This window comes from Arthrobacter sp. 05L421 (assembly GCF_056397785.1).
The window spans coordinates 87,209-111,875 of sequence record NZ_JBFTOC010000002.1 but is presented as its reverse complement, the minus strand read 5'-3'; the positions used below and the strand labels follow the sequence as shown (position 1 = coordinate 111,875).

Sequence of the window (24,667 nt, the reverse complement as noted above, 5' to 3'; positions counted from 1 at the left end):
ACGGGATGGGCCGGCCGTTGCGCCGCATCAGACGACGTCGGTTGGGGCGGCGCGGTGATCGATCCCGGCGGTCAGTTCGTCGATCCGTTCAAGGGCGGCGTTGAAATGCTCAACCGTCGCCCAAAGTGACGGATGCTGTTCCCGGATGTTGTCGAGGGTGGTTTCCTCCGTGGCAAGCGCGGCGAGATCGAAACTGACATTGGTGCGCGCCCCCGTCACCGCTGCCCTTAGGGCACCGAACGCGACGACGACATCAGCAATGAGTGCCGGGTTACCGTTGGATGCGAGCCATCCCAGATCGCCGATGGCATCGATGGCCCGCTCGCCGAGCACGGCGGATGCCTTGGCAGCGACTACGGATGCCCGGTGGATTGCCTCCTCGCGCTCCGGTCCCGGCTCCAGCCGAAACGCGGCCCCGAAAGCCTTAGAAGCTGTCGCATCGTCATCGGCCAGCTGAAGGGCGACTTCTCGCAGAGCCCGCGCCCGCCCGTGAACATTGCTGAGTTCACCGCGCTGGTGCTCCTCCGCTTCTGTATATCCGGCCACCATAGACGTCAGGGACGCAGCGATGGCAAGCATTACTCCAGCCCCGGCTCCGCCACCCGGCGAACCAATGGACTCTGCCAAAGCCCGCGTCCAATCCTCAACGGTCGATCCTTGAGTTGTCACCGCGTCAGAATCAGCCATGACATTAAGTGTGCCCTCTAGTTGAGAGGTCCGCTGACTCAGCGAGCCCGCCAATGCACTTCATGACGCACTCGCAGGCACGTCCCGCCAATCAGGCCTGGCTCAGCGCCTTGGCCTTGACAGCGTCGAACTCGCTCTGAGTCAGCGTGCCGGCGTCGAGGAGTTCCTTGGCCTTCGCTATTTCCTGGGTGGGGGATGCTGCGGCCACGGAGCGGATGTACTCATTAGTGGCGGCTTGGGCCTGCTCTGCACTCTTGGCCTGCCGCTCGGCCATGCTGCGGCCCCGCGCGATCAGGTACACAAGAACCGTCAGGAACGGCACGAAGACGAGGAATATGATCCACACAGCCTTGAGCCAGCCGCTGAGCTCGTGGTCCCGGAAAATGTCGCTGATAACGGCAAACAGCGCGAAAAGGTAGGCGACGAACGCGAATCCCCAAAAGAACAGCCAAATGACGCTCCAGAATTGCTCCACGGGAGCCATCCTTTCGTTCTAAGGAAGCCCTGCTGGCATTCCTTAGGCGCCAAGGTAGTCCGCCGCGATATCCGCCGTTAGGACCATAAGGCCTGAATTTACCGAGGTGGAGCCCCTATGCCGTCCCGGACGCGGCTCCAGCCAGGGGCTTTCTACCGGAGCGCCTTGGCCTTCAGCATCTGGAACTCGTCGCCTGTGATGGTGCCTTCATCAAGGAGTCTCTTGCCCGCAGGCGGCTTGGCGCAAGTGAACGCTGGGACCCGTTTCGGCACCAGCCTACGCACGGCCTCATTGTCAACGAGCCTGTCAACGGGCTGGTCAATGAACGGTGGAGCGGGAGCGCGAGGCGGCCTAAGACGAGGCAGTCCTTTAAGTGGCAGGCCTAGAAGAAGTGCAGCTCACTGGCCGCGTCTGGGGAAGGATGCACCACGGGAGCTTGGCCGAGCTCGAGCAGGATGTCGTTAATGCTCAGCTGGCCGTCCAGCTGAGGATCCAGCTGCACCGGGACAACAGCCTCCGGAACGGCGTCGCTACTCATGCGACGATCATATGTGCGGACAGTCCCCCAGCCCGCGGGCCACGCCGTCCGAGGTGCCACGGACGGGTCGGCCCGGGCCCGCAACGCAGGCCGAAGGGCGGCGATGTCCAGCTTGCGCATGCCGAACATTGCCTGCATGGCGCGCTGGGCGCCGGCGGAGTCGGGGCCACCGATCAGTTGTTCCAGCACTGACGGCACAACCTGCCACGAGACCCCGTAGCGGTCCTTGAGCCCCGGCTGGCTCCGGCGGCGATCAGAGGCATGGGACCGAGCCTAGCCCCCGGTGATTTCGGGCACCACGGCTCCTGCCGCCCGGCCCACCCGGACGGGGCTAGGCTTGGATGTATGCCTTCTCCAACCCCCAGACTCCCCCCTCCCGCCGCCCAGGACGTTCCCAGTACGGGCCTGCGGCCCGGGCAGACAGCAGCCCTGGCCGCCTCCGCGGATGCGCTCCTGATCCTGCTCTTCGCGGCGATAGGGCGCGACGCGCACCAGCGCGGGGACATCATCACCGGCGTCTTTGCGACGGCGTGGCCGTTCCTTGCGGGCGCGGCACTGGCGTGGCTCACCCTCCGGCTGTGGCATGACCCCCTGCGGGTGTGGCCCGCCGGCGTCGCCGTCTGGCTCGGAACGGTCGGCGTCGGCATGATCCTGCGAGCCGTCACCGGGCAGACGGTGGTGCTGCCGTTCATTATCGTGGCGCTGCTGAGTCTGGGCGTTTTCCTCCTGGGTTACCGCCTTATGGCAGCGGGCGTGCGGCGGTTGCGTTCACGCCGTCGCCAGAGCTAATGCACTAGGCTGGCAGAAGATGGCAGCGCCCCGACAAGGGCCGCCGACAGGCCCGCAAACGGCGCAACCGATCCGGAAAGGCTCACACGTGGTCACCGCATTCGTCCTGATCAAGACAGACGCTTCACGCATCCCGGAGACCGCCGAGGAAATCTCCGCCATCGCCGGCATCAGCGAGGTCTATTCCGTCACGGGCGAGTGGGACCTAATCGCCATCGCCCGGGTCGCCAAGCACGAAGACCTGGCTGAAGTCATCGCGGACAAGCTCTCGAAAGTCCGGGGCGTGGCCCACACCACCACCCAGATCGCCTTCCGCGCGTACTCACAGCACGACCTCGACGCGGCCTTTGCCCTCGGTTTCGAGCAGTAGCAACGAGTGGCACCAGGCGTGAGTGGCCTGTGATTAGGCCGTCTTACCGCTCGTAATCCGCGCAGCGGTCAAGGGCGATCACGCGACCCCTGGCCCACCCCTACCGAAAAATGGCATAGGCGCTAAGTGTCGATGCAGTCAACGTAGGGGAAATGCGTGATGGACATGACAACGAGCCCACGCCGGACCGAGGCATCGCCGTCTTCCCTGGCGCCAACACGATGCGGCCACTCCCGATGGACGGGGTGCCGCAGCCGATCGCACTCTTCAGCGTCATCAACGGTGCCACATTGCCGTTCACCTTTGCACTGGTCGGATTTGCACTGATCGGAGCAGTCATCGCGGACCTGATCAACGTTCGCCGCCGGCCCGGGCCGTGACCGCAGTGTGCTCTTGACTCGGCCCGCGCCGCAAGCGTATACAAGGGCCATCCCGGCGTCGTCGGGGGTCGCGACCGCAGAACAAACACGGGCAGCGCGGGGACCGTCATTGTGAACCACGGCGGAGCAGCGGAGTGAGGTGTGTGCGATGACCGGATTATCTGCCCTCCGCTTCGTGGCGCTCGGCTGGGCAGGCTTGGTCGCGGCAGAAGCGGGGATTGCGGACGAATGGGGGTACTACTTCGGCGTCTTCGTGATTGTGCTGGCCCAGTGCGCCGGTGTGCCGCTCCCCGCCGTGGCCGTACTGCTTGGGGCCTACGCCTCGGCGCGCCATGGAGATCTAAACCTTGCTGCCGTTATCGCGGTGGGCAGCCTGGGCGCCATGCTCGGGAGCACTATTGGCTACGTACTTGGGCGTGTGGGAGGCCGTCCATTGATGCTGCGGCTGGCACAGCGCTTCCACGCCGACGAGAAACGCATCATCCAAATGGAGTCGTTCTTTGAACGGCACGGCGGCAAAGCCTTGTTCTTCGGCCGCTGGGTTGTTGTCGTCCGGCTCTGGGGCGCCATTGCCGCGGGGGCTGCCAAGATGCCGTGGCCCAAGTTCCTGCTGTGGACCATCACAGGGTCCATTGCCTGGGTCGCGAGCCTCAGCGTTCTCGCCTATCTGGCCGGGACACTGGCCCAGGCCCTCGGTGACGCTCTCGACATCGGCGGCTGGGTGCTGGTCCCCGTCGTCATACTTGGCCTGGTGATCGTCTGGCGCCGGCGCAGACGCCGGAAGCTCCAGTCAGCGGAGGGGGCAGGGGACGGCGTGCCCGGCCCTGAGTGAAGCCGGGGCGCTACTGTCCCGCCGGGCGCGCTGGGTAGCCGCGCTTAAGCGGCGGTCTGCGACAAAGCGACCCACCTGTCCAGCGCCGCGGCCGCGGCGCCGGATTCAATGGACTGCTCGGCGCGCTTGTACGCGGCGGCCATGCGTTCCGCCAGTGGACCCACGGCGTCGAGGTCGAACGCAACCAGCCCGGCCGCCGCGTTGAGCAGCGCCGCATCACGGGCCGGACCCGGCGCGCCGGCCAAGACAGCGCGGACGACGGCGGCATTGGTTACGGCGTCACCGCCGCGCAGCTCCTCCAGCGTGGCCGTCCGGATGCCGAGGTTGCGCGGATCAAACATCTCTTCCGTGACCTCACCATTACGGATCTCCCACACGCGCGACGGGCCGGTGGTGGTGAGCTCGTCCAGGCCATCATTCCCGCGGAAGACCAGGCCGCGGCTGCCCCGCTTGGCCAGCACGCCGGCCACCAAGGGGGCCATCTGCTCGTTGGCGACGCCCACGGCCGAGGCCTGGACATGGGCGGGGTTGATCATGGGGCCCAGGAAGTTGAACGCAGTCGGAACGCCGAGTTCGCGACGGGCGACGGCGGCATGCCGCATCGAGGGGTGGAACACCTGGGCAAAGCAAAACGTGATTCCCGCCTCTTCGGCGTTGAGCGCCACGCGGGGAATGGGAAGATCGAGCCTGACGCCGAGGGCCTCCAGGACATCGGCGGATCCGGACGAGGATGACGACGCACGGTTTCCATGCTTGACCACTCTGGCCCCCGCACCGGCGGCGATAAGGGCGGCCATCGTGGAGATGTTGACAGTGTTCTGCTGATCGCCACCCGTTCCGACGATGTCCAACTTCTCACCGGCAATGTCAATGGGGTTGGCGTTGGAGATCATCGCCTCCACAAGGCCAGACAGCTCATCCACGGTCTCGCCCTTGGAGCGCAGGGCCACCAGGAATCCCGCCACCTGGGCAGGCGTCGCTTCACCGGACATGATGGAGTTCATGGCCCACTCGGTGCTCCCGGCGGTGAGGTCCACGCCGCTGATGAGCGCGTTGATGAGCCGCGGCCAGGTGTTGCCTGCCGCCTGTGCAGATGCCTGTGAAGTCACCTCCCGATGCTATCGAGGTCGGCCCCGCAAAGACCAATGTGAACCCCTCCGGGAACTTTTCCGCGCGAATTCGCGTCTTTGTAGAAAAAGTCCCCCCAAAACGCGGTTTGCGTTGGGCAGGACGGACTTTTATAGACATAATGTCTATGTGACATCTGCGACCCATGCCCCCAGTACCCCGGCGCACCCGACGCTGAACCGCCCAAACATGGTTTCTGTTGGAACCGTTGTGTGGCTGTCCAGTGAGTTGATGTTCTTCGCCGGTCTCTTTGCCATGTACTTCACACTCCGTTCGACATCCGGACTGTTGTGGGCCGAAGAGACAGCCAAGCTCAACTTCCCCTTTGCGCTCGTTAACACCATCGTCCTCGTGGCAAGTTCCTTTACTTGCCAGATGGGCGTCTTCGCTGCCGAGCGGCTACAGCCGCGCCGGACCGGTGGACGCTTCAGCTTCACCCAGTGGGGGATGAACGGATGGTTCATCCTGACGTTCCTCATGGGTTCCTTCTTCGTCGCCGGCCAGGCGACGGAGTACGCCATGCTCGTTTCCGAGCATGTCTCGCTGTCCTCCAACGCCTACGGTTCAGCCTTCTACATAACGACGGGCTTCCACGGCCTGCACGTCATCGGCGGTCTGATTGCCTTCCTGCTCATCATGGGCCGCTCCTTCGCCGCGAAGAAGTTCGGACACTTTGAGGCGACTTCGGCGATTGTCACCTCGTACTACTGGCACTTCGTGGACGTCGTCTGGATTGGCCTCTTCCTGGTCATCTACGTCCTTAAGTAGTCAGACTTGACTCTTTTTCTACAAGAGGCAGAATTTCAAGAAGCGGCTCCCGGAGCCATCGCAGGATCGAATAAAGGAACCACCACGTGAAGGCACTCTCGCAGAAGCGACGTCACCCTCTGGCAGCAATTGCGCTGCTGCTGATGGGCCTCTTGGTCACGGGTGGGCTGTACGCCGTTGCCACCACCGTCAACCAGGCCAAGGCGGACACCACCACCTACAGCGCAAGCGACGTAGAGGAAGGCGGCAAGCTTTTCGCCGCCAACTGCGCCACCTGCCACGGCATGGGTGCCAGCGGCTCCCAGTCGGGACCGTCGCTTGTGGGCGTCGGCGCCGCCGCTGTTGACTTCCAGGTTGGCACCGGCCGCATGCCCATGCAGATGAACGGCCCGCAGGCCCAGCAGAAGCCCGCCCAGTTCAACGAGGAACAGACCAAGCAGCTGGCTGCTTACGTTGCCTCGCTGGGTCCTGGCCCGGCCATCCCCGAAGCGGGTGTGCTCGATGAGAAGGGCGACGCCGCCAAGGGTGGCGAACTCTTCCGCACCAACTGCGCCATGTGCCACAATGCTGCCGCTGCCGGCGGTGCGCTCACCCGGGGCAAGTTCGCTCCGGCCCTCGCGGGCGTCTCCGGTCAGCACATCTACGAGGCCATGGTCACCGGCCCCCAGAACATGCCCGTATTCAGTGACGCGAACATCTCCCCCGAGGGAAAGCGCGACATCATCACCTACCTGAAGCAGATTGAAGCCAACGGTTCACCCGGCGGCGCAGATCTTGGAGCTTTGGGACCGGTTTCCGAAGGTCTCTTTGTCTGGATTGCTGGCCTGGGCGTCATCATCGCATTCACGATCTGGCTCACATCCCGCACTTCCTAAGCGGACCTTGCACCTGTAAGAATTTTCTGCTGACCCGTCAGCAGTTTGAATTGAAACCTAACTCGGCATAGGCCGAGACGAGAGAAGGATGAGGCGAATTATGGGCAACCATAGTGACGGCAGTCCGAACCACTCGGGCACCGTAGCTACGGCTGGTCAGAATGAGGTGGAGAAGTTCCAGGATCCTGGAATTCCCCCGCACCGTTTGCGCCTGGCTGACACGGACCCGAGGGCCGCAAAGAAAGCAGAACGGCAGGTAGCCCTTCTGTTCGGCACCTCGGTCGTTGGCACCCTGATATTCCTGGTGTCGTACTTCGCGATCGATCTGGGGAATGATTCCTCAATCGCCACGATCCGTCTCCAGAATGCCTTGCTGGGCATCGGCACCGCGTTCGCGATGCTGGGCATCGGCACCGGCATTGTCCACTGGGCCAAGGCCCTGATGCCGGACCACGAGGTCTCGGAAGAGCGCCACGCGATCCGCACCGAGGAAGACCGCCAGGCTGCCGTCCGCATCGTTGATGACATTGTGGAAGAAACCGGCATCAAGCGCCGGCCGCTGATCCGTAACACCCTGCTCGGCGCGGTCGCACTCGCGCCCCTGCCGGCATTGGCCATCTTCGGTGACCTCGGCCCCCGGCCGGACTTCGCGCTGGCCCACACGATGTGGGCACCGGGTCCGGACGGCAAGCTGAAGCGCCTTGCCCGCGACCCCGATGGCACTCCCATCAAGGCCGCGGACGTCACCATCGGCTCCGCTTTCCACGTCATCCCGGAAGGGCTGAACGAACTGACCGAAGGCAAGCTGAACGAGAAGGCCAAGTCTGTTGTCCTGCTCATGCGACTGGACCCGAGCGAGCTCCACCCTTCCCCGGAACGCGTCGATTGGGCGTACAACGGCATCGTCGCGTACTCCAAGATCTGCACCCACGTTGGTTGCCCTGTTGCCCTGTACGAGCAGCAGACCCACCACCTGCTGTGCCCGTGCCACCAGTCAACCTTCGACCTGACTCAACAGTGCAAGGTTATCTTCGGCCCCGCCAGCCGCCCTCTTCCCCAGCTGCCTATCGCAGTCGACGCCGAGGGCTACCTGGTCGCCACGAGCGACTTCCATGAACCCGTCGGACCGAGCTACTGGGAGCGTGAGCAGCATGTCCTCATCCCTAACTCCTGATGCCCCCGTCTTCGTCGCCAAGACTTCGGGCGGCCGCATCACGGACTTCGTCGACCAGCGCGTTGGCGGCTCCGGCATCCTCCGCGAGTTCGGCCGGAAGGTCTTCCCGGACCACTGGTCGTTCATGTTCGGCGAAGTGGCGCTGTATTCCTTCGTCATCCTGCTGCTCTCGGGCACGTTCCTGACGTTCTTCTTCGATCCGTCCATGGCGGAGACGCACTACGCGGGCTCCTACACGCCGCTGAAGAACGTTGAAATGTCCGTGGCGTACAGCTCGTCCCTGAACATCTCCTTTGATGTCCGCGGCGGCATGTTCATGCGCCAGGTGCACCACTGGTCGGCGCTGCTGTTCGTCGCCTCCGTGTCGGTGCACATGCTCCGCGTGTTCTTCACCGGCGCGTTCCGCAAGCCCCGCGAACTGAACTGGGTGGTGGGCAGCGTCCTGCTCATCCTGTCCATGGCTGCGGGCTTCACCGGCTACTCGCTCCCCGATGACCTGCTCTCCGGTAACGGCCTGCGCATCATCGACGGCGTCATCAAGTCCATCCCCGTCATCGGCACCTACATCTCGTTCTTCCTTTTCGGTGGCGAGTTCCCGGGCACCATGATCATCAGCCGCCTGTACATGCTCCACATCCTCCTGGTTCCCGCGCTCATCCTGCTGATGATCGTGATGCACCTCTTCATGGTGGTTGTGCACAAGCACACCCAGTACCCCGGCCCCGGCCGGAATGACGGCAACGTCGTTGGCTACCCCCTGGGACCGGTCTACGCCGCGAAGGCCGGCGGCTTCTTCTTCATCGTCTTCGGTGTCGTTGCCCTCATGGCGGCGTTCTTCACCATCAACCCGATCTGGAACTACGGCCCGTACGACCCCTCACCGGTTTCGGCAGGCACGCAGCCTGACTGGTACATCGGCTTCGTTGACGGCGCCCTGCGCCTGATGCCGGGCACGATCGGTGACTGGAAGGTCGAGCAGGTGTGGTTCGGCCACATGTTCACGTTCAACGTGCTGCTGCCTGCACTGGTCCCCGCGGGCATCCTTTTCACCGTTATGTTCACCTACCCGTGGATTGAACGCTGGATCACCAAGGACAACCGCGAGCACCACGTCCTGGACCGTCCCCGCAACGCTCCTACCCGTACGGCGATCGGCATGGCCGGTTTCGTCTGGTACTGCGTTATGTGGGCCGCCGCAGGCTCCGACCTCATCGCCACGCACTTCCACGTGGCCCTGAACGATGTGACCTACTGGCTGCGCGCGCTGTTCTTCATCGGCCCGGTCATCGCGTTCATCGTCACGAAGCGCGTCGCCCTGGCGCTGCAGCGCAAGGACCGCGAGATCGCCCTGCACGGCCGCGAAACCGGCCGCATCGTGCGCCTGCCGCACGGCGAGTTCATCGAGGTCCACGCCCCGCTGGACGAATACAAGCGCTACAAGCTGGTCGGCTTCGAGTCACCGGTCCCGCTGCCCGCGGTGCCGAACGAGCACGGCGTCGTGGACCGCAAGGAAAAGCGCCGCGCCAAACTGTCCCGCTGGTTCTTCGAGGACCGGGTTGCCCCGGCCACTCCGGCAGAACTGGAGGCCGCTCACGGCCACCACGGCGCCCATGAGGCTGTCGAAGCGGCAGAGTCTCAGAAGACGCTGAGCCACTAGGCTGCAAGCAAGACAACGGAAGGCCCGGTCCCCTTGGGGACCGGGCCTTTCTGTGTTTTCTGTTGTCGCAGCTTCTGCCGCCAAGATCCTTGCAGCCCAGCCGCCCACTGCGTTGTTGGGGCTAGGGCCGGTATCCAGAGGCGTAGTTGCGGGTGGGCCGGACGCCGGGGCGCTGCAGGGGCACCCAGAGCTTGTAGCGGTCAGCCCGGTAGTAGGACACTGAGTAGTCCACCATGGCGCGGGCCACGAACGCGTGGCGCTGGATCTTCAGCAGCGGCGTTCCGACCTCGACGTTCAGGAGCCGGGCCGTGGACGGCGATGCGGCCGTCGCCTCGATCATGTCCTCGCCCCATTCCATCACCAGCCCGTAGCGTTCGCTCAGCACGTTGTAGAGGGATGTGGGCGGCTCCCCGTCCAGCAGGCCGGGGACCCGGTGGGCCGGAATGAAGTTCTCGTCCACGCTCATGGGCTCGTTGTCGGCCAGCAGGAGGCGCCGGAACCGGACCAGGGGCGTACCCTCCTCCAACTGCAGCTCACGGGCCAGGAAAGCGCTGGCGCTGATTTGCTCGAAGCTGAGGACCTTGGCGGCGGGGACCATGCCGCGGCGCTGCATTTCTTCGCTGTAGGAGGTGAGCTTGACCTGGAGATCCAGTTTGGGTTTGCGCACAAACGTGCCCAGCCCCACGACACGCTCAATGACTTCCTCGCCCACAAGGGCATCGATGGCCTGACGGACAGTCATCCGGGCCAGGCCGAAGCGCTGGGCGAGGCCACGCTCGGAGGGCAGCGCCGACCCCGGCGGGCAGGCGGCACTGATGTGGGCCCGCAGGATTTCCCGCAGCTGCACGTAGATCGGCACCCCGCTCTGGCGATCGATCTCGCCGATCATCTTGGACGCATTAGAGGACGCCACGGGTCAGCCTCCGGTTGGGCCGCGGCGCGGGAAAGACACTCATATCTCAAGGGTAAGCCCGTACCCAGGCAGGTCTAGACCACGGCGCCGACCCAAGTCGTGCGGGTCCCTCCCCCGCGGCTACCCTTGAACTCATAGGCCGGAACCGAGCAACGGAACCCGGCCAGCCTGAAGGAACGCCAGTCCGATACACCGCCATCCATACGGCACGCCAGTCCGATGGAACGCCTGTCGTATGGAACAGCCCGTCCGGTGGCACCACCGAAGAGAACCAACACCAGCACGAGGGAGTCCCGTTGCCAGTTCGCAAGGCAACCGTCACGGCCGCAATCGGCCTCCACGCCCGGCCGGCGGCAGTATTTGTCCGGGCCGTCACGGCCACCGGTCTCCCGGTAACTATCAGCAAGGACGGCAGGCCCGGAGTCGACGCCCGCTCGCTGCTGGAGGTCATGACCGAGGACTTCGAATGCGGCTGCGAAGTGGAGTTGGCCGTCGCAGCGGAGGCCCTCCCGGCCTCCTACAGCCTCGCGGATGCCGAGACTGCGCTGGAGGGCCTCCGGATCCTCCTCGAGTCGGCAGCGGCCGCCTGAGGCGCTCCCGGCCGTCCTCACGCCCGGCCCCAAGCCTGCCACCAACGACCGCGCCGCACACATTCCAGCAGCACGCAGGCGCTCAGCACCACCCAGCCCATCGGCACAAACGACGGCGGGCCCCACCAATTTGAAGTGGTCCCCGAAAGTTGGACTCGTAAGTAAGCGAGTTCTACTTTAGCGGCCAACGATCGGTTGGTTCCTCGAAGAAGTCCCCTTCCCACTTGGGATGGGGACTTTCTGCGTGCAGCTCTTTCAGGTCCATTCTTTTCCTGTACGCAACGACGGTCGCGTGCAAGGATGGCTGAACTAACCTCCGGGGGGATGGGGTATCAATGATGGACAGAGGCAGACGCAGGGGCACGGTAGCCGTCGCAGCAATCGGTGTGATTATCGGGCTCACAGGCTGCGCGGCTAGCGCGCAGCAGGCAGCTGCGCCGCAGCAGTCCGCAACCACGCAATCCTCAGCCGCTCCGCAGCTCAAGGAATTCGATTCTGTCGATGACGCCCGTCGGGCAGTTGCCGGCGTGATCGGCTGCGATGATGAGCCCAAGACGGATCCCATCATCAATCCGGACCTTGCAGGCTTCACGGCTGAATACGCCGTGTGTGCGAGCCGCGTCCAAGTCGAGTGGTTCAAGACGGAAGACGCCCGAGATGCCGAGCACCAGCTGTACAGTGATTCAGCTCAGCCTCTGTCCATTGTGGAGGGCAAGAACTGGATGGTCGTAGACATGTCCGAAGCACTTGGTGAGCCTCCAAGTGATAAAGACCTGAAGGGACTGGCTCAGGAACTCGGCGGCAAATTCAGATCCCTGAACGGTGCCAAATCGTCCTAATGCCGGCGCCGACGGGCTTAGCTTCCATACGGCGTTCGAATGTTGTGTTGTCTGCCGGGGCCTATGCGGCGAGGGTCCGAGCACGGTATTGCGCAGGGCTGAGACCCTCGAGTTTTGTGGAGATTCCCTCGGTGTTGTACCACCGGATGTAAGGTTCGGGGCAACAACTCCCTGGCCGCCGTGGTAGGAGTTGTACCGCTTCCTGCTCCGGACCTTGCAGACCAGCTGGAGGGAACGCATCAGCTTCAGCACGGTCTTCTTGGCGACCGTCCACCCTTGCTTGAGCAGTTCGATATGGATTCTCCGGTGCCCGTACCGGCCGTGGTTCTTCCCGAAAATCTCTGAGACGGCGGCCTTCAGGGACGCGCGAGGATCGGGGCCTTGGAGGCGGGACTGGTGGTAGAAGAACGTGGACCGAGGTAACCCTGCTACGTCCAGGAGAACTTCCAGCCGATGCTCAGCCTTGAGAGCGATGACAGCGCTAACCTTAGCGCTGTTCCCCGTCCCCCAAGGCCCCTACTTTTCCCAGGAAGGCCACCTCTGCACGCAGGTGTGGCGACGACAGATCGAGCTCCTTCGCCAGAGCGACCCTGTTCTCGCCGGAGATATATCGCTGCACAGCGCTGAGCTTGAGCTCGAACGATTACAGCCGCTTGCCTGGTTTGGTGACTAGAGCAGTATCTCCGCGAACGCGCCATCTGTCGTGCAACGGGAGGACAGCTAACCTACCCACCCCAAGCCTGGTCGCTTCGGCCCTGGAGCCCCAACCGGTCGCAAACAGCGCCACCGCGGCTTCGCGCTGCTCCTCAGACAACGAACTGCCCTTAAAACATGAAACTGCTCCCCGTAAGCCGGAACTGAATTTTCAGTCCAACTTTCGGGGAGCAGTTCAATTTGGTGGGGCACGCCGTCGTGCAATCTGAACTCTTAGTCCGGGTGGACGCTAGTGCGCGTGGTCACCACGGCTGTATTCGTAGACCCAGCCGACCAGGGCGACTACTGCCATTCCGCCGGCGATGAAGACGATCCACCAGCCGACGGCGAGGCCGAGGAACCCGGCGGCGCAGGACATGCCCAGCATCAGCGGCCACCAGCTCCAGGGGCTGAAGTGTCCCTGTTCGCCGGCGCCTTCGTGGATTTCGGCGTCGTTGCGGTCCTCGGGGCGCATGCCAACGCGCCGTCCGGTGAAGCCCAGGTAAGCGCCGATCATGCCGGCGAGCCCGCCCACGAGCAGAATACCGAGGATGCCGACCCATTCGGTCCAGTTATTCAGGTAACCGTAGATTAGTGCCACGGGCACGAAGAAGAAGGCGCCGAAGCCAAAAATTCTTGATTCGAGTTTCACTTGGCGGTGTCCTTCTGGTCGGCGTTACCGAGGGCCGATGCTGCCGGAGCAGGCGAATCCGCGGTGTAGGACTGGGAGAGCTCCGGGTGGTGCAGGTCCAGGGCGGGACGCTCGGAGCGGATGCGGGGCAGGGACGTGAAGTTGTGGCGCGGCGGCGGGCAGGACGTGGCCCACTCGAGCGAGGCGCCGAAGCCCCACGGGTCATCAACTTCCACACGCTCGTTGCTGCGCCAGGTGATGTAGACGTTCCAGAAGAACGGAATCAGCGAGGCGCCGAGGACGAAGGAGGCGATGGTGGAGAACTGGTTCATCCACGTGAACCCATCCTGCGGCATGTAGTCGGCGTAGCGGCGCGGCATGCCCTCGACACCCAGCCAGTGCTGGATCAGGAAGGTGCCGTGGAAGCCGAGGAACAGCATCCAGAAGTGGATCTTACCGAGGCGCTCGTTGAGCATCTTGCCGGTCCACTTGGGCCACCAGAAGTAGAAGCCGGCGAACATGGCGAACACGACAGTACCGAAGACCACGTAGTGGAAGTGCGCCACCACGAAGTAGGAGTCCGAGACGTGGAAGTCCAGCGGCGGCGAGGCCAGGATGATGCCGGTGAGGCCACCGAAGAGGAACGTCGCCAGGAAGCCGATGCTCCACAGCATGGGGGTTTCAAAGGTGATGGAACCGCGCCACATGGTGCCGATCCAGTTGAAGAACTTCACGCCGGTCGGAACGGCGATGAGCATCGTCATGAAGGAGAAGAACGGCAACAGGACCGAGCCGGTGACGTACATGTGGTGTGCCCACACGGTCACGGACAGAGCCGCGATGGAGATGGTCGCATAGACCAGGCCCTTGTAACCGAAGATCGGCTTGCGGGAGAAGACCGGGAAAATCTCAGAGACGATGCCGAAGAACGGCAGCGCGATGATGTAGACCTCGGGGTGGCCGAAGAACCAGAAGAGGTGCTGCCAGAGGACGGCGCCGCCGTTCTCGGGATCGAAGATGTGCGCACCAAAGCGGCGGTCGGCTCCAAGGGCAAACAGCGCGGAAGCCAGCGGCGGGAAGGCCATCAGGACCAGAATGGATGTCACGAGGGCGTTCCAGGTGAAGATCGGCATCCGCCACATGGTCATGCCCGGGGCGCGCATGCAGATGATGGTGGTGATGAAGTTGACCGCACCAAGAATGGTGCCGAAGCCGGAGAGCGCAAGGCCGAAGACCCAGAGGTCACCGCCCACGCCGGGGCTGAACGTCGTGTTGGACAGCGGCGCGTAAGCGAACCAGCCGAACGACGCGGCACCCTGCGGGGTGATGAAGCCGGATACGGCAATCGTGGAGCCGAACAGGAAGAACCAGAAGGCCAGTGCGTTCAGTCGCGGGAACGCGACGTCGGGGGCACCGATCTGCAGCGGCATGATGACGTTGGTGAAGCCGGCGAACAGCGGCGTCGCGAACATCAGGAGCATTACTGTGCCGTGCATGGTGAAGAGCTGGTTGTACTGCTCTTTGGTCTGCAGGATCTGCATGCCGGGCTCGAAGAGCTCGGCACGGATCAGCAGCGCCATGATGCCGCCGAAGCAGAAGAAGATGAACGACGCGATCAGGTACATGTACCCGATCGTTTTGTGGTCGGTCGAGGTGATCCAGTTGACGACGATGCGTCCCTTGGACTTCGGTACTACGGGAGCCTCGAGGATCCCGGCGGATTGAGTGTAAGTTGCCACGTCGCTCGCCTTACTTGGTTTCGGTCGGGGCCGGGTTGCGGTCGTACTCTTCACCGAGCAGGCCGGTGTTCCCGTCCTGGCGCAGCTGGTTCATGTGCGCCTGGAACTCCGACTCGGAGACAACCTTCACGCGGAACAGCATTTCGGAGTGGTACTCACCACAAAGTTCGGCGCACTTGCCGTCGTAGGTGCCCTCCCGGGTGGGAGTCAACCGGATGTAGTTGGTCTTGCCGGGAATCATGTCCCGCTTCTGCAGGAAGGCAGGCACCCAGAAGGAGTGGATGACGTCGCGTGAGTTGAGCTCGAGGTCAACCGACTTGTTGACCGGCAGGTACAGGGTGGGCAGCTTTTCCTTGTCCACGTCGTTGCCGGTCAGGTGCGCCTGGACGCCTGCTTCGTGGACGTCCTCGGTGACGACGGCGCCCTTCTTGTAGTTGAAGTCCCATGCCCACTGCTTGCCGCGGACGTCGACGACGACGTCGGCCGGCTTTGAGCGGTCATCGATCGACGCCGTGTCGCGGTCGGTGAAGTAGAAGAACACCAGGACCATGAACAACGGGATCGTCAGGTAGAACACTTCAAGCGGAAGGTTGAAGCTGTTCTGGCGAGGGAAGCCCACGGTGCCCTTGCGGCGGCGGTAGGCAACGACGCACCAGATCATCAGGCCCCAGGTGATGATGCCGACGACCAGCGCCGCTATCCATGAGTTGACCCAGAGGTCCATGATGAGGTCAACGTGATTGGTGGTGCCACGCTCGGTGGGCAACCAGCCCTTCTGTACCTCTGGTGAACATCCAGTCAAAGCCAACGCGCCGGCTAGTGCCAAGCCAGTGATCGTAGTGATCTGTTTGCGTCGGCTGCCGGTTCGGTTCTGCGAACTCACAGACGGCCCTTCCTACTTGTTGCTGTTGCCCCGCGAATTACGGGCAGGGCAAACGAAAAGTTTTACTACTCGGTGTAGAGCTTACCGCTCCCCGCGAGTTTTCGCCCACATGTCCGCACCGTGCGTCGGGAGCTTTTTGCCGGTGCCGCTCGTTGAGGATCCTGCCGCACTAAGGCCGGGCAAAATGCCCGGCCTCAGTGGAAGGAATTAGTGGAAAGAATCTCCGCAGGCGCAGGACCCGCCGGCATTGGGATTGTCGATCGTGAAGCCCTGCTTGGCGATGGTGTCCTCGAAATCGATGCTGGCACCGCTGAGGTAAGGAACGCTCATCTTGTCGACGACGACTTCCACGCCGTCGTAGTCGCGCACAGCGTCTCCGTCGAGCAGCCGCTCGTCAAAGTAGAGCTGGTAGATCAGGCCCGAGCAACCGCCGGGCTGCACGGCAACGCGGAGGCGCAGATCGGTGCGTCCCTCCTGTTCCAGGAGGCTGCGGACCTTTCCGGCCGCGACGTCGGTCAGCTTGACCTCGTGCGTGGCCAGCTCGCCGGCCTGGGCGGCAGTGGTGTCGGCGCTGTTTTCATTGGTTGTAGTGCTCATGGCCTACCTTCTTGCAACGGTGGTGGCGGCCCCGCTCGCACGGTGCCCGCCCCTACTTAAACGGTATGGGCTATAGCTACATGCTACTTCGCGCAGCCTTCTAGCTCTAACTTCTGGCGTAACCGTGGGAGGCGGCTGGATGTTCCCCCGGGGTCTGCGGCGCCGGGCCCCTAGAGCGCGCCGTCGTTGTTGAGGCGCGCGAGCAGCAGGGCCTCGGCGACAATCGCGTTCCGGAAGTCACCCAGGTGCAGCGATTCGTTGGCGCTGTGGGCGCGGGAATCGGGGTCCTCGACGCCGGTCACCAGGATCTGCACGTCCGGGTAGAGCTCGGTCAGGTCCGCGATGAACGGAATGGACCCGCCGATCCCCATTTCAACGGCGGGCACGCCCCAAGCCTCACCCAGGGCCCACATGGCCACGGAGGCGGCCTTCGAGCTGGTGTCCGTCAGGAAAGAGCTGCCGCTCTCCCCCGGGGTGAACACCACCTGGGCGCCGAACGGCGCGTGGTCCTCGACGTGCTTGCGGACAGCCTCCATGGCGGCTGCGGGGTCCTGCCCGGGTGCCAGGCGCAGGCTGAACTTGGCCCGCGCCCGCGGCAGCAGCGTATTGGAGGCCACGTCCACGGCCGGGGCGTCAAATCCGATGATGGACAGGGCCGGCTTGGTCCACATTCGCGAGGCAATGCTCCCGGTCCCGGCGAGCTTCACGCCGTCGAGCACGGACGCGTCGGCGCGGTACTCCTCCTCGGTGAGGTCGACCACCACATCATCGCGGCTCACGAGGCCCTTGATCGCGACGCTGCCCTCGTCGTCGTGGAGGGTCGCGATCAGGCGGGACAGGAGGGTCGGCGCGTCGAGCACAGGGCCGCCGAACATACCCGAATGCACAGCGTGGTCCAGAACCTTGACCTCAATGGTGCCGTCCACCAGGCCGCGGAGGCTGGTGGTCAGGGCCGGGATGCCCACCTTCCAGTTACTGGAGTCGGCCACGACGATCACGTCGGCACGCAGCAGCTCGCGGTGCGTCTCCAGGAACTGTCGGAATGTTGGCGAGCCGGCCTCCTCTTCGCCCTCGAAGAAGAACGTCACGCCGAGGCCCAGTTCGTCCCCGAGCACGCGCGTCACGGCCGAGTAGGCGGCGATGTGGGCGAGGATGCCGGCCTTGTCATCCGCGGCACCGCGGCCGAAGAGCCGCCCGTCGCGTTCGACGGCGGTGAAGGGGTCGGTGTCCCACAGCGCCAGATCACCGGTGGGCTGGACATCGTGGTGGGCGTACAGCAGAACCGTCGGCTTGCCCTCGGCGGCCGGGCGGCGTGCGACGACGGCGGGCCCGCCGGGCGTCCCGTCTTCCTTGTCGCAGCGGAGGATCTGGACGTCGTCGAAACCGCTGGCCCGCACGAGGGCGGCGACGGCGTCGGCGCTGCGGTTCAACGGGGCAGGATCAAAGCTTGGCCAGGCGATGCCCGGAATGGCAACAAGGTCCGTCAACTGGCCGATCGTCTCGTCGAACGATTCGGCAACAGCCTGGCGGAGGGCTTCGGCATCAATGGTGCCGTCGTGGTCCATGGTGGTCAGCGGGTTCCCCGCGGTTGATGAAGTCATGGCCAAAACACTACCCGTGCGCTGGATCACGCTAAACCTTGAACGCTGCCATCGCCGGGCGCGCACCGTGTGGGCTGGGTCTCGGACCCGTGTCTGCGGGGTATTCTTTAGGGGTGTTTGGACGTAGAAAAGAAGCGCCATCGGCGCAGGACGTAGTTGACCAGCAGGCAGCCGAGGCAGCAGCCCGGGGCACCGTGACCGGCAAGGGCGCACCCACGCCCAAGCGCAGCGCTCAGGTGGCGGCCCGCAAGCGGCCCCTCGTGCCCGAGGACCGCAAGGCTTCCAAGGCCGCCGACCGCGCAGCCGTCGCAGACCAGCGGCTCAAGATGCGGCAGGCCATGGACAGCGGTGACGAGAAGTTCCTGCCCTTGCGCGACAAGGGTCCGCAGAAGCGTTTCGCCCGTGACTACGTCGATGCCCGCTTTAGCCTCGGCGAGTACCTCATGTTCGGGGCCCTGCTGTTCGTCATCATCTCGTTGCTGGTGCCTGCCTCCAGCGCACAGATGATCTACGTCCTGGGCGGATTCTGGGTCATGTTCCTCGCGGTCTTCGTGGATGTCTTCATCCTCTCCCGCAAGCTCAAGAAGCGTCTCGGCGAAAAGTTCGGCGAGGTGGAGCGCGGCACCGTCTGGTACGGCTCTATGCGCTCCCTGCAGTTCCGCCGCCTGCGCCTGCCCAAGCCCCAGGTCGCCCGCGGCCAGTTCCCCGTCTGACCCTCCCACTCTTTTGCAACCGAGAAGCCCCCGGCAGTCATCTGCCGGGGGCTTCTCGTTTGCAGCGATCGGTCCGGAGCCGCTGGCCCCGTGATGCCTAGCGCCGGCTCGGGTGCATGGCCAGCAACCGGTTGATACGGGCCGCCCAGAAGGGGCCCTCGTAGAGGAACGCCGTGTAGCCCTGGACCAGGGTGGCGCCGGCGTCCAGCCGTGCCTGCACATCCTGCGCGGTTTCAACGCCGCCCACCGAGACGAGGGTCAGCGCTCCGCCGGTCACGGACTTGAGCCGGGCCAGGACCTCCAGGGACCTTTGCTTCAGGGGCGCTCCGGAAAGACCTCCGGCCCCGCACGCTTCAACCTTGTCCGGGCTGGAGACGAGCCCGGTGCGGGCGATCGTGGTGTTGGTGGCAATAATGCCGTCCAGCTTAAGATCCAGAGCCAGCCGAGCGACGTCGTCGATGTCCTCATCGCTGAGGTCAGGCGCGATCTTGACCAAGAGCGGAACGTGGCGTCCTGCGGCCTTGTCCGCCTCCTCGCCCACTGCAGTGAGCAACGGGCGCAGCGTCTCCACGTCCTGCAGCAGCCGGAGGCCGGGCGTGTTGGGCGAACTGACGTTCACGACGAGATAGTCGGCTGCGGGAGCCAGGCTGCGCGCACTGATGAGGTAATCGGACACCGCATCCTCCAGTCCAACCACCTTGCTCTTGCCGATGTTGACCCCGATCACGGGCCGAACACCGGGCCGGTGGTGCTGCAGGGCCGCGCGGGCGGACTTCAGCCGCGGGGCTACCGCCGCGGCGCCGTCGTTATTGAACCCCATCCGGTTGATGACGGCCCTGTCCTCCACAAGGCGGAACAGCCGCGGCGCCGGGTTCCCGGGCTGGGCCTGACCGGTGATGGTGCCGACTTCCACATGGCCGAAGCCAAGCTCGGTCAGCGCCTCAATGCCGTGGCCTTCCTTGTCGAAGCCGGCCGCGAGCCCGAACGGTGAGGGGAACGTCAGGCCGAAAGCCTGGGTCTGCAGGGACGCCGCCGGGGCGGTGAACTTCTGCAGCAGCCGTCCGGCGCCGCAGCTGTGGGCGAGCCGGATGGCCTTGAAGCCGATCTTGTGGGCGCGTTCGGCGTCCATCCATGAGAAGGCCAGCCGGAAGAATGTGGGATATACGCGCATGCCTCTAGTTTTCAGGTTCGGGCCCCGCAGACCAAACCAGCACGCGCGCCGGCGCGGTTGTGACTGCCGGTTGTGACTGCCGTTGTGACTGCGCCGCCCCGCGCCCTGGACGCATCGGCCGTAGGGCCCCGGGGCGAGTTAGCATGAAGCCATGACCAGCAAAGATGGTGCCGGGACGGCCGGCCGCGGGACGTCGGGGCGCGGGATCGAGGCCGATGTGGTGGTGGTCGGGGCGGGCCTGGCCGGGCTCGTCGCGGCGGCCCAGGCCTATGCCGCAGGCAGGCGGGTGGCGGTGCTAGATCAGGAACCCGACGCCTCTGTCGGCGGCCAGGCGCACTGGTCATTCGGCGGCCTGTTCTTGGTCAACTCGCCGGAACAGCGCAGGCTCCGGGTGAGGGACAGCGAAGAGCTGGCCCTCGCGGACTGGCATGCGTCCGCGGGATTCGACCGGCCGGAGGACGCGCTGGCGAAGGAGTGGGCGGCGGCGTACGTGAACTTCGCCGCCGGGGAAAAGCGTGCGTGGCTCGCCTCGCTGGGCGTCCGGCTGTTTCCCCTGGTGCAGTGGGCAGAACGCGGCGGCTACGGCCCGAATGGCCACGGCAACACCGTCCCGCGCTTCCATGTCGCGTGGGGCACGGGACCTGCCCTGGTGGCTCCCTTCCTGGCCAAACTGCGCGAAGGCGAAGCCGCCGGCCGCGTGTCCTTCCATTTCCGCCACCGCGCCACGGAGCTGGTGAAGACCTCGGGACGGGTGAGCGGCGTGTGCGGCGATCTGCTCGAGGCCAGCAGCGCGGGGCGGGGCGAACGTTCGTCCCGGCACCCGGCCGGCAGTTTCGAGGCCACGGCCGCGGCCGTGGTGGTGACGAGCGGCGGGATCGGCGGCAACCACGACTCGGTCCGCAGGCAGTGGCCCGGCGGCGTGGCGCCGGAGCGGATGTTGAGCGGCGTGCCTGCCTCCGTGGACGGGGACTTTTTGCCGGCCGTGGAACGGGCCGGCGGTCGCCTCATCAACGGCGACCGGATGTGGCATTACCCGGAGGGCATCCACAACCATGCCCCGGTCTGGCCGCGGCACGGCATCCGGATCCTGCCCGGGCCATCCGCCCTGTGGCTGGACGCGACGGGGCGGATGCTCCCCCCTCCCCTGTTTCCTGGCTTCGACTCCCTCGGCGCCCTCCGCCACATCCTGGCCACAGGACATGCCCATTCATGGTTCGTCCTCAACAGGGCCATCGCCCTGAAGGAGTTCGCGCTGTCCGGATCGGAGCAGAACCCGGATCTCACGGGGAAGGATGTCCGCCTGTTGGCTGCCAGATTGAAGCCCGGCAGCGACACGCCTCTGCAGCGGTTCCTGGACCACGGGGTCGACTTCCTGATGGCGGAGAACCCTGCGGAGCTGGCCGCCCGAATGAACGATTTGACGGGGGGACACCTCATTGACGCCGCAGCCTTGGACCGGCTGGTCCGCGACCGGGACCGGCAGTTTTCCAGTGGGATGGGCAAGGATCCGCAGCTGGCCGCCATCCGGGCCGCGCGGCGTTTCGCCACCGACAAGATCATGCGGGTGGCGCCACCCCACCGGCTGCTGGATCCGCGCCACGGTCCGCTGCTTGCCGTCCGGCTCTCCGTCCTGACGCGCAAGAGCCTCGGCGGCCTGCACACGGACCTGCAGTCGCGGGTCCTGGATGTCACCGGGGAGCCCGTGCCCGGGCTGTTCGCCGCCGGTGAAGCCGCAGGGTTTGGCGGCGGCGGAATTCACGGCTACCGGGCCCTCGAGGGGACATTCCTAGGCGGGTGCCTCTTCTCCGGACGTTCCGCGGGCCGCGCCGCGGCGTCCGCGGCATAGTCGGCAGCGCAGGCGGCGCAGGAGGAAATGGCGATGCAGTGGCGGACCGACATACTGGGCGATGACTTCCAGGCGTGCGCCTTCGAGGCCGCCGGCCCTGACGGCGTGCTGCGCACTGCCACCCTGGTCCGCCATACCCCGCTCGAACCGGCACCGTCCGCGCTGCCGGCCCGGGCCGTGCTGTTCCTGCACGGCTGGAGTGACTACTTCTTCAACGAGGAACTCGCCCAATTCTGGGCCGGGCAGGGATTTGAGTTCTTCGCGCTCGACATGCACAACCACGGCCGCAGCCTGCGGCCGGGCACCCATGGCGGCTACGTCGCGGACCTGGACAACTACGACGCCGAAATCACCGCAGCGATCGGCATCATCGGCTCGCTCCGGCCGCCCGGCATGGCGCCGCAACTGATCCTCATGGGCCACTCCACCGGTGGCCTGATCGCGGCGCTGTGGGCCGACCGCCATCAGGGGGTGGCGTCGCAGCTCGTGTTGGACAGCCCTTGGCTGGAGGTCCACGGCAGCCCCGCCCTGCGCCGGGCCGCGCGGACAATGGTGGAGCCGTTCGCCAGGTTCTGGCCAGAGTCGGTGATCCGGCTGCCCGAGCGTGCCTTCTACTGGCGCAGCATCAGCAGCGCCGCGGAGGGCGAATGGGCCCTGGACGATGCCTACCGACCGCCGCACGCCTTTCCGGTCCGCGCCGGCTGGCTCAGCGCCGTGCTGAGCGGACAGTCCAAGGTGGCGCGCGGCCTGAACATCGATGTGCCCATCCTCGTGCTGATTTCGGGCGCCAGCGCCAACGGGATGTTCTGGAAGGAATCCATGCGCCGCACCGACGCGGTCCTGGACGTGAACACGATCGCCCTTCGCGCCCTCAGCCTGGGCCGGACCGTCACGCTGGAGCGAATAGACGGCGCCCTGCATGACGTCTTCCTCTCCGCACCCCGGGTCCGCGCCGACGCCTACTCCCGGCTGTCCCGGTGGCTCAGGGCCTACGTGATCGACTGACGCCGGTCAGGTGCCCTGGTTGCCTGCCACGGGAGCGGCGTCGACCGCTCCGCCGTAGCGGCGGTCCCGCTGGGCATAGATCTCGACGGCGTCCCACAGCGTCCGGCGGTCCACGTCAGGCCACAGGGTATCCATGAACACGAACTCGGCATAGGCCGACTGCCACAGCATGAAATTGGACAGCCGCTGCTCGCCGGAACTGCGCAGGAACAGATCGACGTCGGGCAGATCCGGTTCGTCGAGGAACTTCTGGATGGTCCGTTCGGTGATGGCACCCGGCTTGAGCCGGCCCTGCGCCACTTCCTCAGCGATCGCGGCGACGGCGTCGGCGATCTCGGCCCGTCCGCCGTAGTTGACGCACATGTTCAAGGTGCAAGTGCTGTTGCCGCGGGTGTAGTCCTCGGCCTCTTCGAGTTCGCGGATCACCGAGCCCCACAGTTTTGGTCGCCGCCCGGACCAGCGGATGCGGATTCCCCAGTCATCGAGCTGGTTCCGTTGCCGGCGCAGCACGTCCTTGTTGAAGCCCATCAGGAAGCGCACCTCCTCGGGGGAGCGCCGCCAGTTCTCGGTGGAGAAGGCGTACACGCTGACGTACTCGATCCCCAGCTCGATCGCACCGGCCATGACATCCAGCAGGGCGGGCTCCCCCGCTTTGTGGCCGTCGACCCTCGGCAGGCCGCGCTGGTTCGCCCAGCGTCCGTTGCCGTCCATGACGATCGCGACATGCCTCGGAATGAACTCAGCAGGAATCGCGGGCGGCACAGCGCCGGACGGGTGCGGATAGGGAGCCACCACCGGGGCGGTCCGCCGCCGGACGTTGGCCTGCTTCCCTTGGCTCTTCTCCAGGGTTCTTCCCAAGCTTCTTCCCAATGCCACTTTTACGTTCGCTCCACATGTTTGAGGGATTTCAGGACTCGCTCCAGGTGCCACTGCAGGTAGCTGGCCACCAGACCGGCCGCTTCCCGGCGGTGAACGGACGCGGACGCATCCGCCGTCGTCCAGTTCCCGGTGAGCAGGGCACCAAGCAGGAGCACGGTTTCCGCGGCCGGTGCCGGGGATCCCGGCGGCCGGCACTCGGCACAGACCATGCCGCCCAGCGGCGCGGAAAAGGCTGTGTGCGGCCCGGGCGCACCGCACCGGGCGCAGTCGGTAAAGCTGGGCGCCCAGCCGCCGGTCGCGAGGGCGCGGAGCAGGTAGGAATCCAGGATGAGTTCGGACGCGTGGTCGCCCCGGCTCAGGGACGCGAGGGCACCAACCAGCAGGTTGTACTGGGCCGTTCCGGCTTCTCCGTCGACGTCCGTGAGCTTCTCGGCGGTCTCGGTCATGGCGGCCGCAACCGTGTAGCGGCCATAGTCCGCCGCGATGTTTCCGCCATAGACGCCCTTGGCGACGGCCTGCGTGACGACGTCGAGGGTGCGCCCGGAAATCAGCTGGAGATCGGCCACCATGAACGGTTCCAGCCTGGCGCCGAAGCGGCTGCTGGTGCGCCGGACGCCCTTCGCCACCGCACGGACCTGGCCGTGGTGCTTTGTCAGCAGGGTGATGATCCGGTCGGCCTCACCCAACTTATGGGTGCGCAGGACCACGGCCTCGTCACGGTAGGCGCGCGCTGCGAAGGATTGTTGGACCACAGTTAATCTTCGCATTGTCTTTGCGGAATCACGGCATAGGCGGCACCGCTGAGGTTGAACCCCGCTGAGGTAGAACACTGCTGAGGGAAAACACGGCGCCGCCGGAGTGTTCCGGCGGCGCTGTGTGCGTCGGGATAACCGT

At 65.2% G+C, this 24,667-nt stretch carries 26 protein-coding genes and 2 pseudogenes; 13 read left to right on the top strand and 15 right to left on the bottom strand.

The window, feature by feature from the left end:
* Window positions 1-27: 27 nt before the first annotated feature.
* The 3 genes and pseudogenes from AC1DKQ_RS03440 to AC1DKQ_RS03430 all read right to left on the bottom strand — a co-directional run.
* A complete protein-coding gene (locus tag AC1DKQ_RS03440; RefSeq protein ID WP_476918210.1) occupies window positions 28-687 on the bottom strand; it encodes a cyclodeaminase/cyclohydrolase family protein in 660 nt (219 codons plus the stop codon).
* Between the two features lie 91 nt (window positions 688-778).
* Window positions 779-1,171, bottom strand: coding sequence for an SHOCT domain-containing protein (locus AC1DKQ_RS03435; protein ID WP_476918209.1), 393 nt, complete (start codon window positions 1,169-1,171; stop codon window positions 779-781).
* A gap of 613 nt (window positions 1,172-1,784) precedes the next feature.
* Window positions 1,785-1,931, bottom strand: a pseudogene (locus tag AC1DKQ_RS03430) (VOC family protein); the annotation flags it as partial.
* A gap of 114 nt (window positions 1,932-2,045) precedes the next feature.
* Here AC1DKQ_RS03430 and AC1DKQ_RS03425 point away from each other — a divergent pair.
* The 4 genes from AC1DKQ_RS03425 (at window position 2,046) to AC1DKQ_RS03410 (ending at window position 4,071) form a co-directional block, all read left to right on the top strand.
* Complete coding sequence (locus AC1DKQ_RS03425) at window positions 2,046-2,489, top strand: DUF3054 domain-containing protein (RefSeq protein ID WP_476918208.1); 444 nt, start codon at window positions 2,046-2,048, stop codon at window positions 2,487-2,489.
* An 88-nt stretch (window positions 2,490-2,577) separates the two neighbouring features.
* Window positions 2,578-2,859 (top strand): Lrp/AsnC family transcriptional regulator, encoded by a 282-nt coding sequence (locus tag AC1DKQ_RS03420; RefSeq protein WP_090580900.1) that lies wholly within the window; start codon window positions 2,578-2,580, stop codon window positions 2,857-2,859.
* A 152-nt stretch (window positions 2,860-3,011) separates the two neighbouring features.
* Entirely contained in the window at window positions 3,012-3,239 is a 228-nt protein-coding gene (locus AC1DKQ_RS03415; protein WP_476884627.1) for a hypothetical protein, read from the top strand.
* Between the two features lie 148 nt (window positions 3,240-3,387).
* Window positions 3,388-4,071: a DedA family protein gene (locus AC1DKQ_RS03410; RefSeq protein WP_476884628.1), complete on the top strand. Its 684-nt coding sequence runs from the start codon at window positions 3,388-3,390 to the stop codon at window positions 4,069-4,071.
* Between the two features lie 44 nt (window positions 4,072-4,115).
* Here the strand turns inward: AC1DKQ_RS03410 and trpD are convergent, their stop codons facing one another.
* A complete protein-coding gene (trpD, locus tag AC1DKQ_RS03405; protein WP_476884629.1) occupies window positions 4,116-5,180 on the bottom strand; it encodes an anthranilate phosphoribosyltransferase in 1,065 nt (354 codons plus the stop codon).
* Window positions 5,181-5,328: 148 nt separating this feature from the next.
* Between trpD and ctaE the strand changes: the two genes are divergently transcribed.
* From ctaE to qcrB, 4 genes are all read left to right on the top strand, one after another.
* Entirely contained in the window at window positions 5,329-5,967 is a 639-nt protein-coding gene (gene ctaE / locus AC1DKQ_RS03400) for an aa3-type cytochrome oxidase subunit III (RefSeq protein ID WP_476884630.1), read from the top strand.
* A gap of 86 nt (window positions 5,968-6,053) precedes the next feature.
* On the top strand, window positions 6,054-6,842 hold the full coding sequence (gene qcrC, locus AC1DKQ_RS03395; RefSeq protein WP_476884631.1) for a cytochrome bc1 complex diheme cytochrome c subunit: 789 nt from the start codon (window positions 6,054-6,056) through the stop codon (window positions 6,840-6,842).
* A gap of 100 nt (window positions 6,843-6,942) precedes the next feature.
* Window positions 6,943-8,016: a cytochrome bc1 complex Rieske iron-sulfur subunit gene (qcrA, locus tag AC1DKQ_RS03390; protein WP_476884632.1), complete on the top strand. Its 1,074-nt coding sequence runs from the start codon at window positions 6,943-6,945 to the stop codon at window positions 8,014-8,016.
* On the top strand, window positions 7,994-9,673 hold the full coding sequence (qcrB, locus tag AC1DKQ_RS03385; RefSeq protein WP_476884633.1) for a cytochrome bc1 complex cytochrome b subunit: 1,680 nt from the start codon (window positions 7,994-7,996) through the stop codon (window positions 9,671-9,673). Before qcrA ends, qcrB begins: the two co-directional genes overlap by 23 nt.
* A gap of 121 nt (window positions 9,674-9,794) precedes the next feature.
* Here the strand turns inward: qcrB and AC1DKQ_RS03380 are convergent, their stop codons facing one another.
* A complete protein-coding gene (locus AC1DKQ_RS03380; protein ID WP_476918363.1) occupies window positions 9,795-10,562 on the bottom strand; it encodes a GntR family transcriptional regulator in 768 nt (255 codons plus the stop codon).
* Between the two features lie 320 nt (window positions 10,563-10,882).
* Here AC1DKQ_RS03380 and AC1DKQ_RS03375 point away from each other — a divergent pair, with 320 nt between their 5' ends.
* Both AC1DKQ_RS03375 and AC1DKQ_RS03370 read left to right on the top strand, forming a co-directional pair.
* On the top strand, window positions 10,883-11,176 hold the full coding sequence (locus AC1DKQ_RS03375; protein WP_476918207.1) for an HPr family phosphocarrier protein: 294 nt from the start codon (window positions 10,883-10,885) through the stop codon (window positions 11,174-11,176).
* Between the two features lie 386 nt (window positions 11,177-11,562).
* Window positions 11,563-12,015: a hypothetical protein gene (locus tag AC1DKQ_RS03370; RefSeq protein ID WP_476884635.1), complete on the top strand. Its 453-nt coding sequence runs from the start codon at window positions 11,563-11,565 to the stop codon at window positions 12,013-12,015.
* 61 nt (window positions 12,016-12,076) lie between these two features.
* On the opposite strand, the gene AC1DKQ_RS03365 is transcribed toward AC1DKQ_RS03370, so the two are convergent.
* From AC1DKQ_RS03365 to AC1DKQ_RS03335, 7 genes and pseudogenes are all read right to left on the bottom strand, one after another.
* Entirely contained in the window at window positions 12,077-12,289 is a 213-nt protein-coding gene (locus AC1DKQ_RS03365; protein WP_476884636.1) for an IS3 family transposase, read from the bottom strand.
* Window positions 12,226-12,375, bottom strand: a pseudogene (locus tag AC1DKQ_RS03360) (IS3 family transposase); the annotation flags it as partial. The gene AC1DKQ_RS03365 and the pseudogene AC1DKQ_RS03360, both read right to left, overlap by 64 nt.
* A gap of 583 nt (window positions 12,376-12,958) precedes the next feature.
* Window positions 12,959-13,360: a cytochrome c oxidase subunit 4 gene (locus tag AC1DKQ_RS03355; protein WP_476884637.1), complete on the bottom strand. Its 402-nt coding sequence runs from the start codon at window positions 13,358-13,360 to the stop codon at window positions 12,959-12,961.
* Window positions 13,357-15,078, bottom strand: coding sequence for an aa3-type cytochrome oxidase subunit I (gene ctaD, locus AC1DKQ_RS03350; protein ID WP_476884638.1), 1,722 nt, complete (start codon window positions 15,076-15,078; stop codon window positions 13,357-13,359). The genes AC1DKQ_RS03355 and ctaD overlap by 4 nt, the downstream gene beginning before the upstream one ends.
* 10 nt (window positions 15,079-15,088) lie before the next feature.
* The gene (ctaC, locus tag AC1DKQ_RS03345) at window positions 15,089-15,961 is read right to left on the bottom strand and encodes an aa3-type cytochrome oxidase subunit II (RefSeq protein WP_476884639.1); all 873 of its coding nucleotides are present in this window, start codon (window positions 15,959-15,961) and stop codon (window positions 15,089-15,091) included.
* A gap of 207 nt (window positions 15,962-16,168) precedes the next feature.
* A complete protein-coding gene (locus AC1DKQ_RS03340) occupies window positions 16,169-16,558 on the bottom strand; it encodes a HesB/IscA family protein (protein WP_090580934.1) in 390 nt (129 codons plus the stop codon).
* Between the two features lie 170 nt (window positions 16,559-16,728).
* On the bottom strand, window positions 16,729-18,159 hold the full coding sequence (locus AC1DKQ_RS03335) for a M20/M25/M40 family metallo-hydrolase (RefSeq protein WP_476884640.1): 1,431 nt from the start codon (window positions 18,157-18,159) through the stop codon (window positions 16,729-16,731).
* Window positions 18,160-18,272: 113 nt separating this feature from the next.
* On the opposite strand from AC1DKQ_RS03335, the gene AC1DKQ_RS03330 reads away from it, so the two are divergent.
* The gene (locus AC1DKQ_RS03330; protein ID WP_476884641.1) at window positions 18,273-18,872 is read left to right on the top strand and encodes a DUF3043 domain-containing protein; all 600 of its coding nucleotides are present in this window, start codon (window positions 18,273-18,275) and stop codon (window positions 18,870-18,872) included.
* 97 nt (window positions 18,873-18,969) lie between these two features.
* Here the strand turns inward: AC1DKQ_RS03330 and AC1DKQ_RS03325 are convergent, their stop codons facing one another.
* Window positions 18,970-20,043: a quinone-dependent dihydroorotate dehydrogenase gene (locus tag AC1DKQ_RS03325; protein WP_476884642.1), complete on the bottom strand. Its 1,074-nt coding sequence runs from the start codon at window positions 20,041-20,043 to the stop codon at window positions 18,970-18,972.
* A 151-nt stretch (window positions 20,044-20,194) separates the two neighbouring features.
* On the opposite strand from AC1DKQ_RS03325, the gene AC1DKQ_RS03320 reads away from it, so the two are divergent.
* Window positions 20,195-21,889, top strand: a complete 1,695-nt coding sequence (locus AC1DKQ_RS03320; RefSeq protein WP_476918206.1) for an FAD-binding dehydrogenase — start codon at window positions 20,195-20,197, stop codon at window positions 21,887-21,889.
* Window positions 21,890-21,922: 33 nt separating this feature from the next.
* The gene (locus AC1DKQ_RS03315; RefSeq protein ID WP_476884644.1) at window positions 21,923-22,894 is read left to right on the top strand and encodes an alpha/beta hydrolase; all 972 of its coding nucleotides are present in this window, start codon (window positions 21,923-21,925) and stop codon (window positions 22,892-22,894) included.
* Window positions 22,895-22,900: 6 nt separating this feature from the next.
* On the opposite strand, the gene AC1DKQ_RS03310 is transcribed toward AC1DKQ_RS03315, so the two are convergent.
* On the bottom strand, window positions 22,901-23,752 hold the full coding sequence (locus tag AC1DKQ_RS03310) for an isoprenyl transferase (RefSeq protein WP_476884645.1): 852 nt from the start codon (window positions 23,750-23,752) through the stop codon (window positions 22,901-22,903).
* Window positions 23,753-23,772: 20 nt separating this feature from the next.
* Complete coding sequence (gene recO, locus AC1DKQ_RS03305; protein WP_476884646.1) at window positions 23,773-24,525, bottom strand: DNA repair protein RecO; 753 nt, start codon at window positions 24,523-24,525, stop codon at window positions 23,773-23,775.
* Window positions 24,526-24,667 lie beyond the last annotated feature (142 nt).

Coding starts and splice junctions, on each gene's coding strand:
- AC1DKQ_RS03440 (WP_476918210.1), bottom strand. CDS start 687: ATGGCTGATTCTGACGCGGTGACAACTCAAGGATCGACCGTTGAGGAT.
- AC1DKQ_RS03435 (WP_476918209.1), bottom strand. CDS start 1,171: ATGGCTCCCGTGGAGCAATTCTGGAGCGTCATTTGGCTGTTCTTTTGG.
- AC1DKQ_RS03425 (WP_476918208.1), top strand. CDS start 2,046: ATGCCTTCTCCAACCCCCAGACTCCCCCCTCCCGCCGCCCAGGACGTT.
- AC1DKQ_RS03415 (WP_476884627.1), top strand. CDS start 3,012: ATGCGTGATGGACATGACAACGAGCCCACGCCGGACCGAGGCATCGCC.
- AC1DKQ_RS03410 (WP_476884628.1), top strand. CDS start 3,388: ATGACCGGATTATCTGCCCTCCGCTTCGTGGCGCTCGGCTGGGCAGGC.
- qcrA (WP_476884632.1), top strand. CDS start 6,943: ATGGGCAACCATAGTGACGGCAGTCCGAACCACTCGGGCACCGTAGCT.
- qcrB (WP_476884633.1), top strand. CDS start 7,994: ATGTCCTCATCCCTAACTCCTGATGCCCCCGTCTTCGTCGCCAAGACT.
- AC1DKQ_RS03380 (WP_476918363.1), bottom strand. CDS start 10,562: ATGATCGGCGAGATCGATCGCCAGAGCGGGGTGCCGATCTACGTGCAG.
- AC1DKQ_RS03340 (WP_090580934.1), bottom strand. CDS start 16,558: ATGAGCACTACAACCAATGAAAACAGCGCCGACACCACTGCCGCCCAG.
- AC1DKQ_RS03335 (WP_476884640.1), bottom strand. CDS start 18,159: ATGACTTCATCAACCGCGGGGAACCCGCTGACCACCATGGACCACGAC.
- AC1DKQ_RS03325 (WP_476884642.1), bottom strand. CDS start 20,043: ATGCGCGTATATCCCACATTCTTCCGGCTGGCCTTCTCATGGATGGAC.
- AC1DKQ_RS03320 (WP_476918206.1), top strand. CDS start 20,195: ATGACCAGCAAAGATGGTGCCGGGACGGCCGGCCGCGGGACGTCGGGG.
- AC1DKQ_RS03315 (WP_476884644.1), top strand. CDS start 21,923: ATGCAGTGGCGGACCGACATACTGGGCGATGACTTCCAGGCGTGCGCC.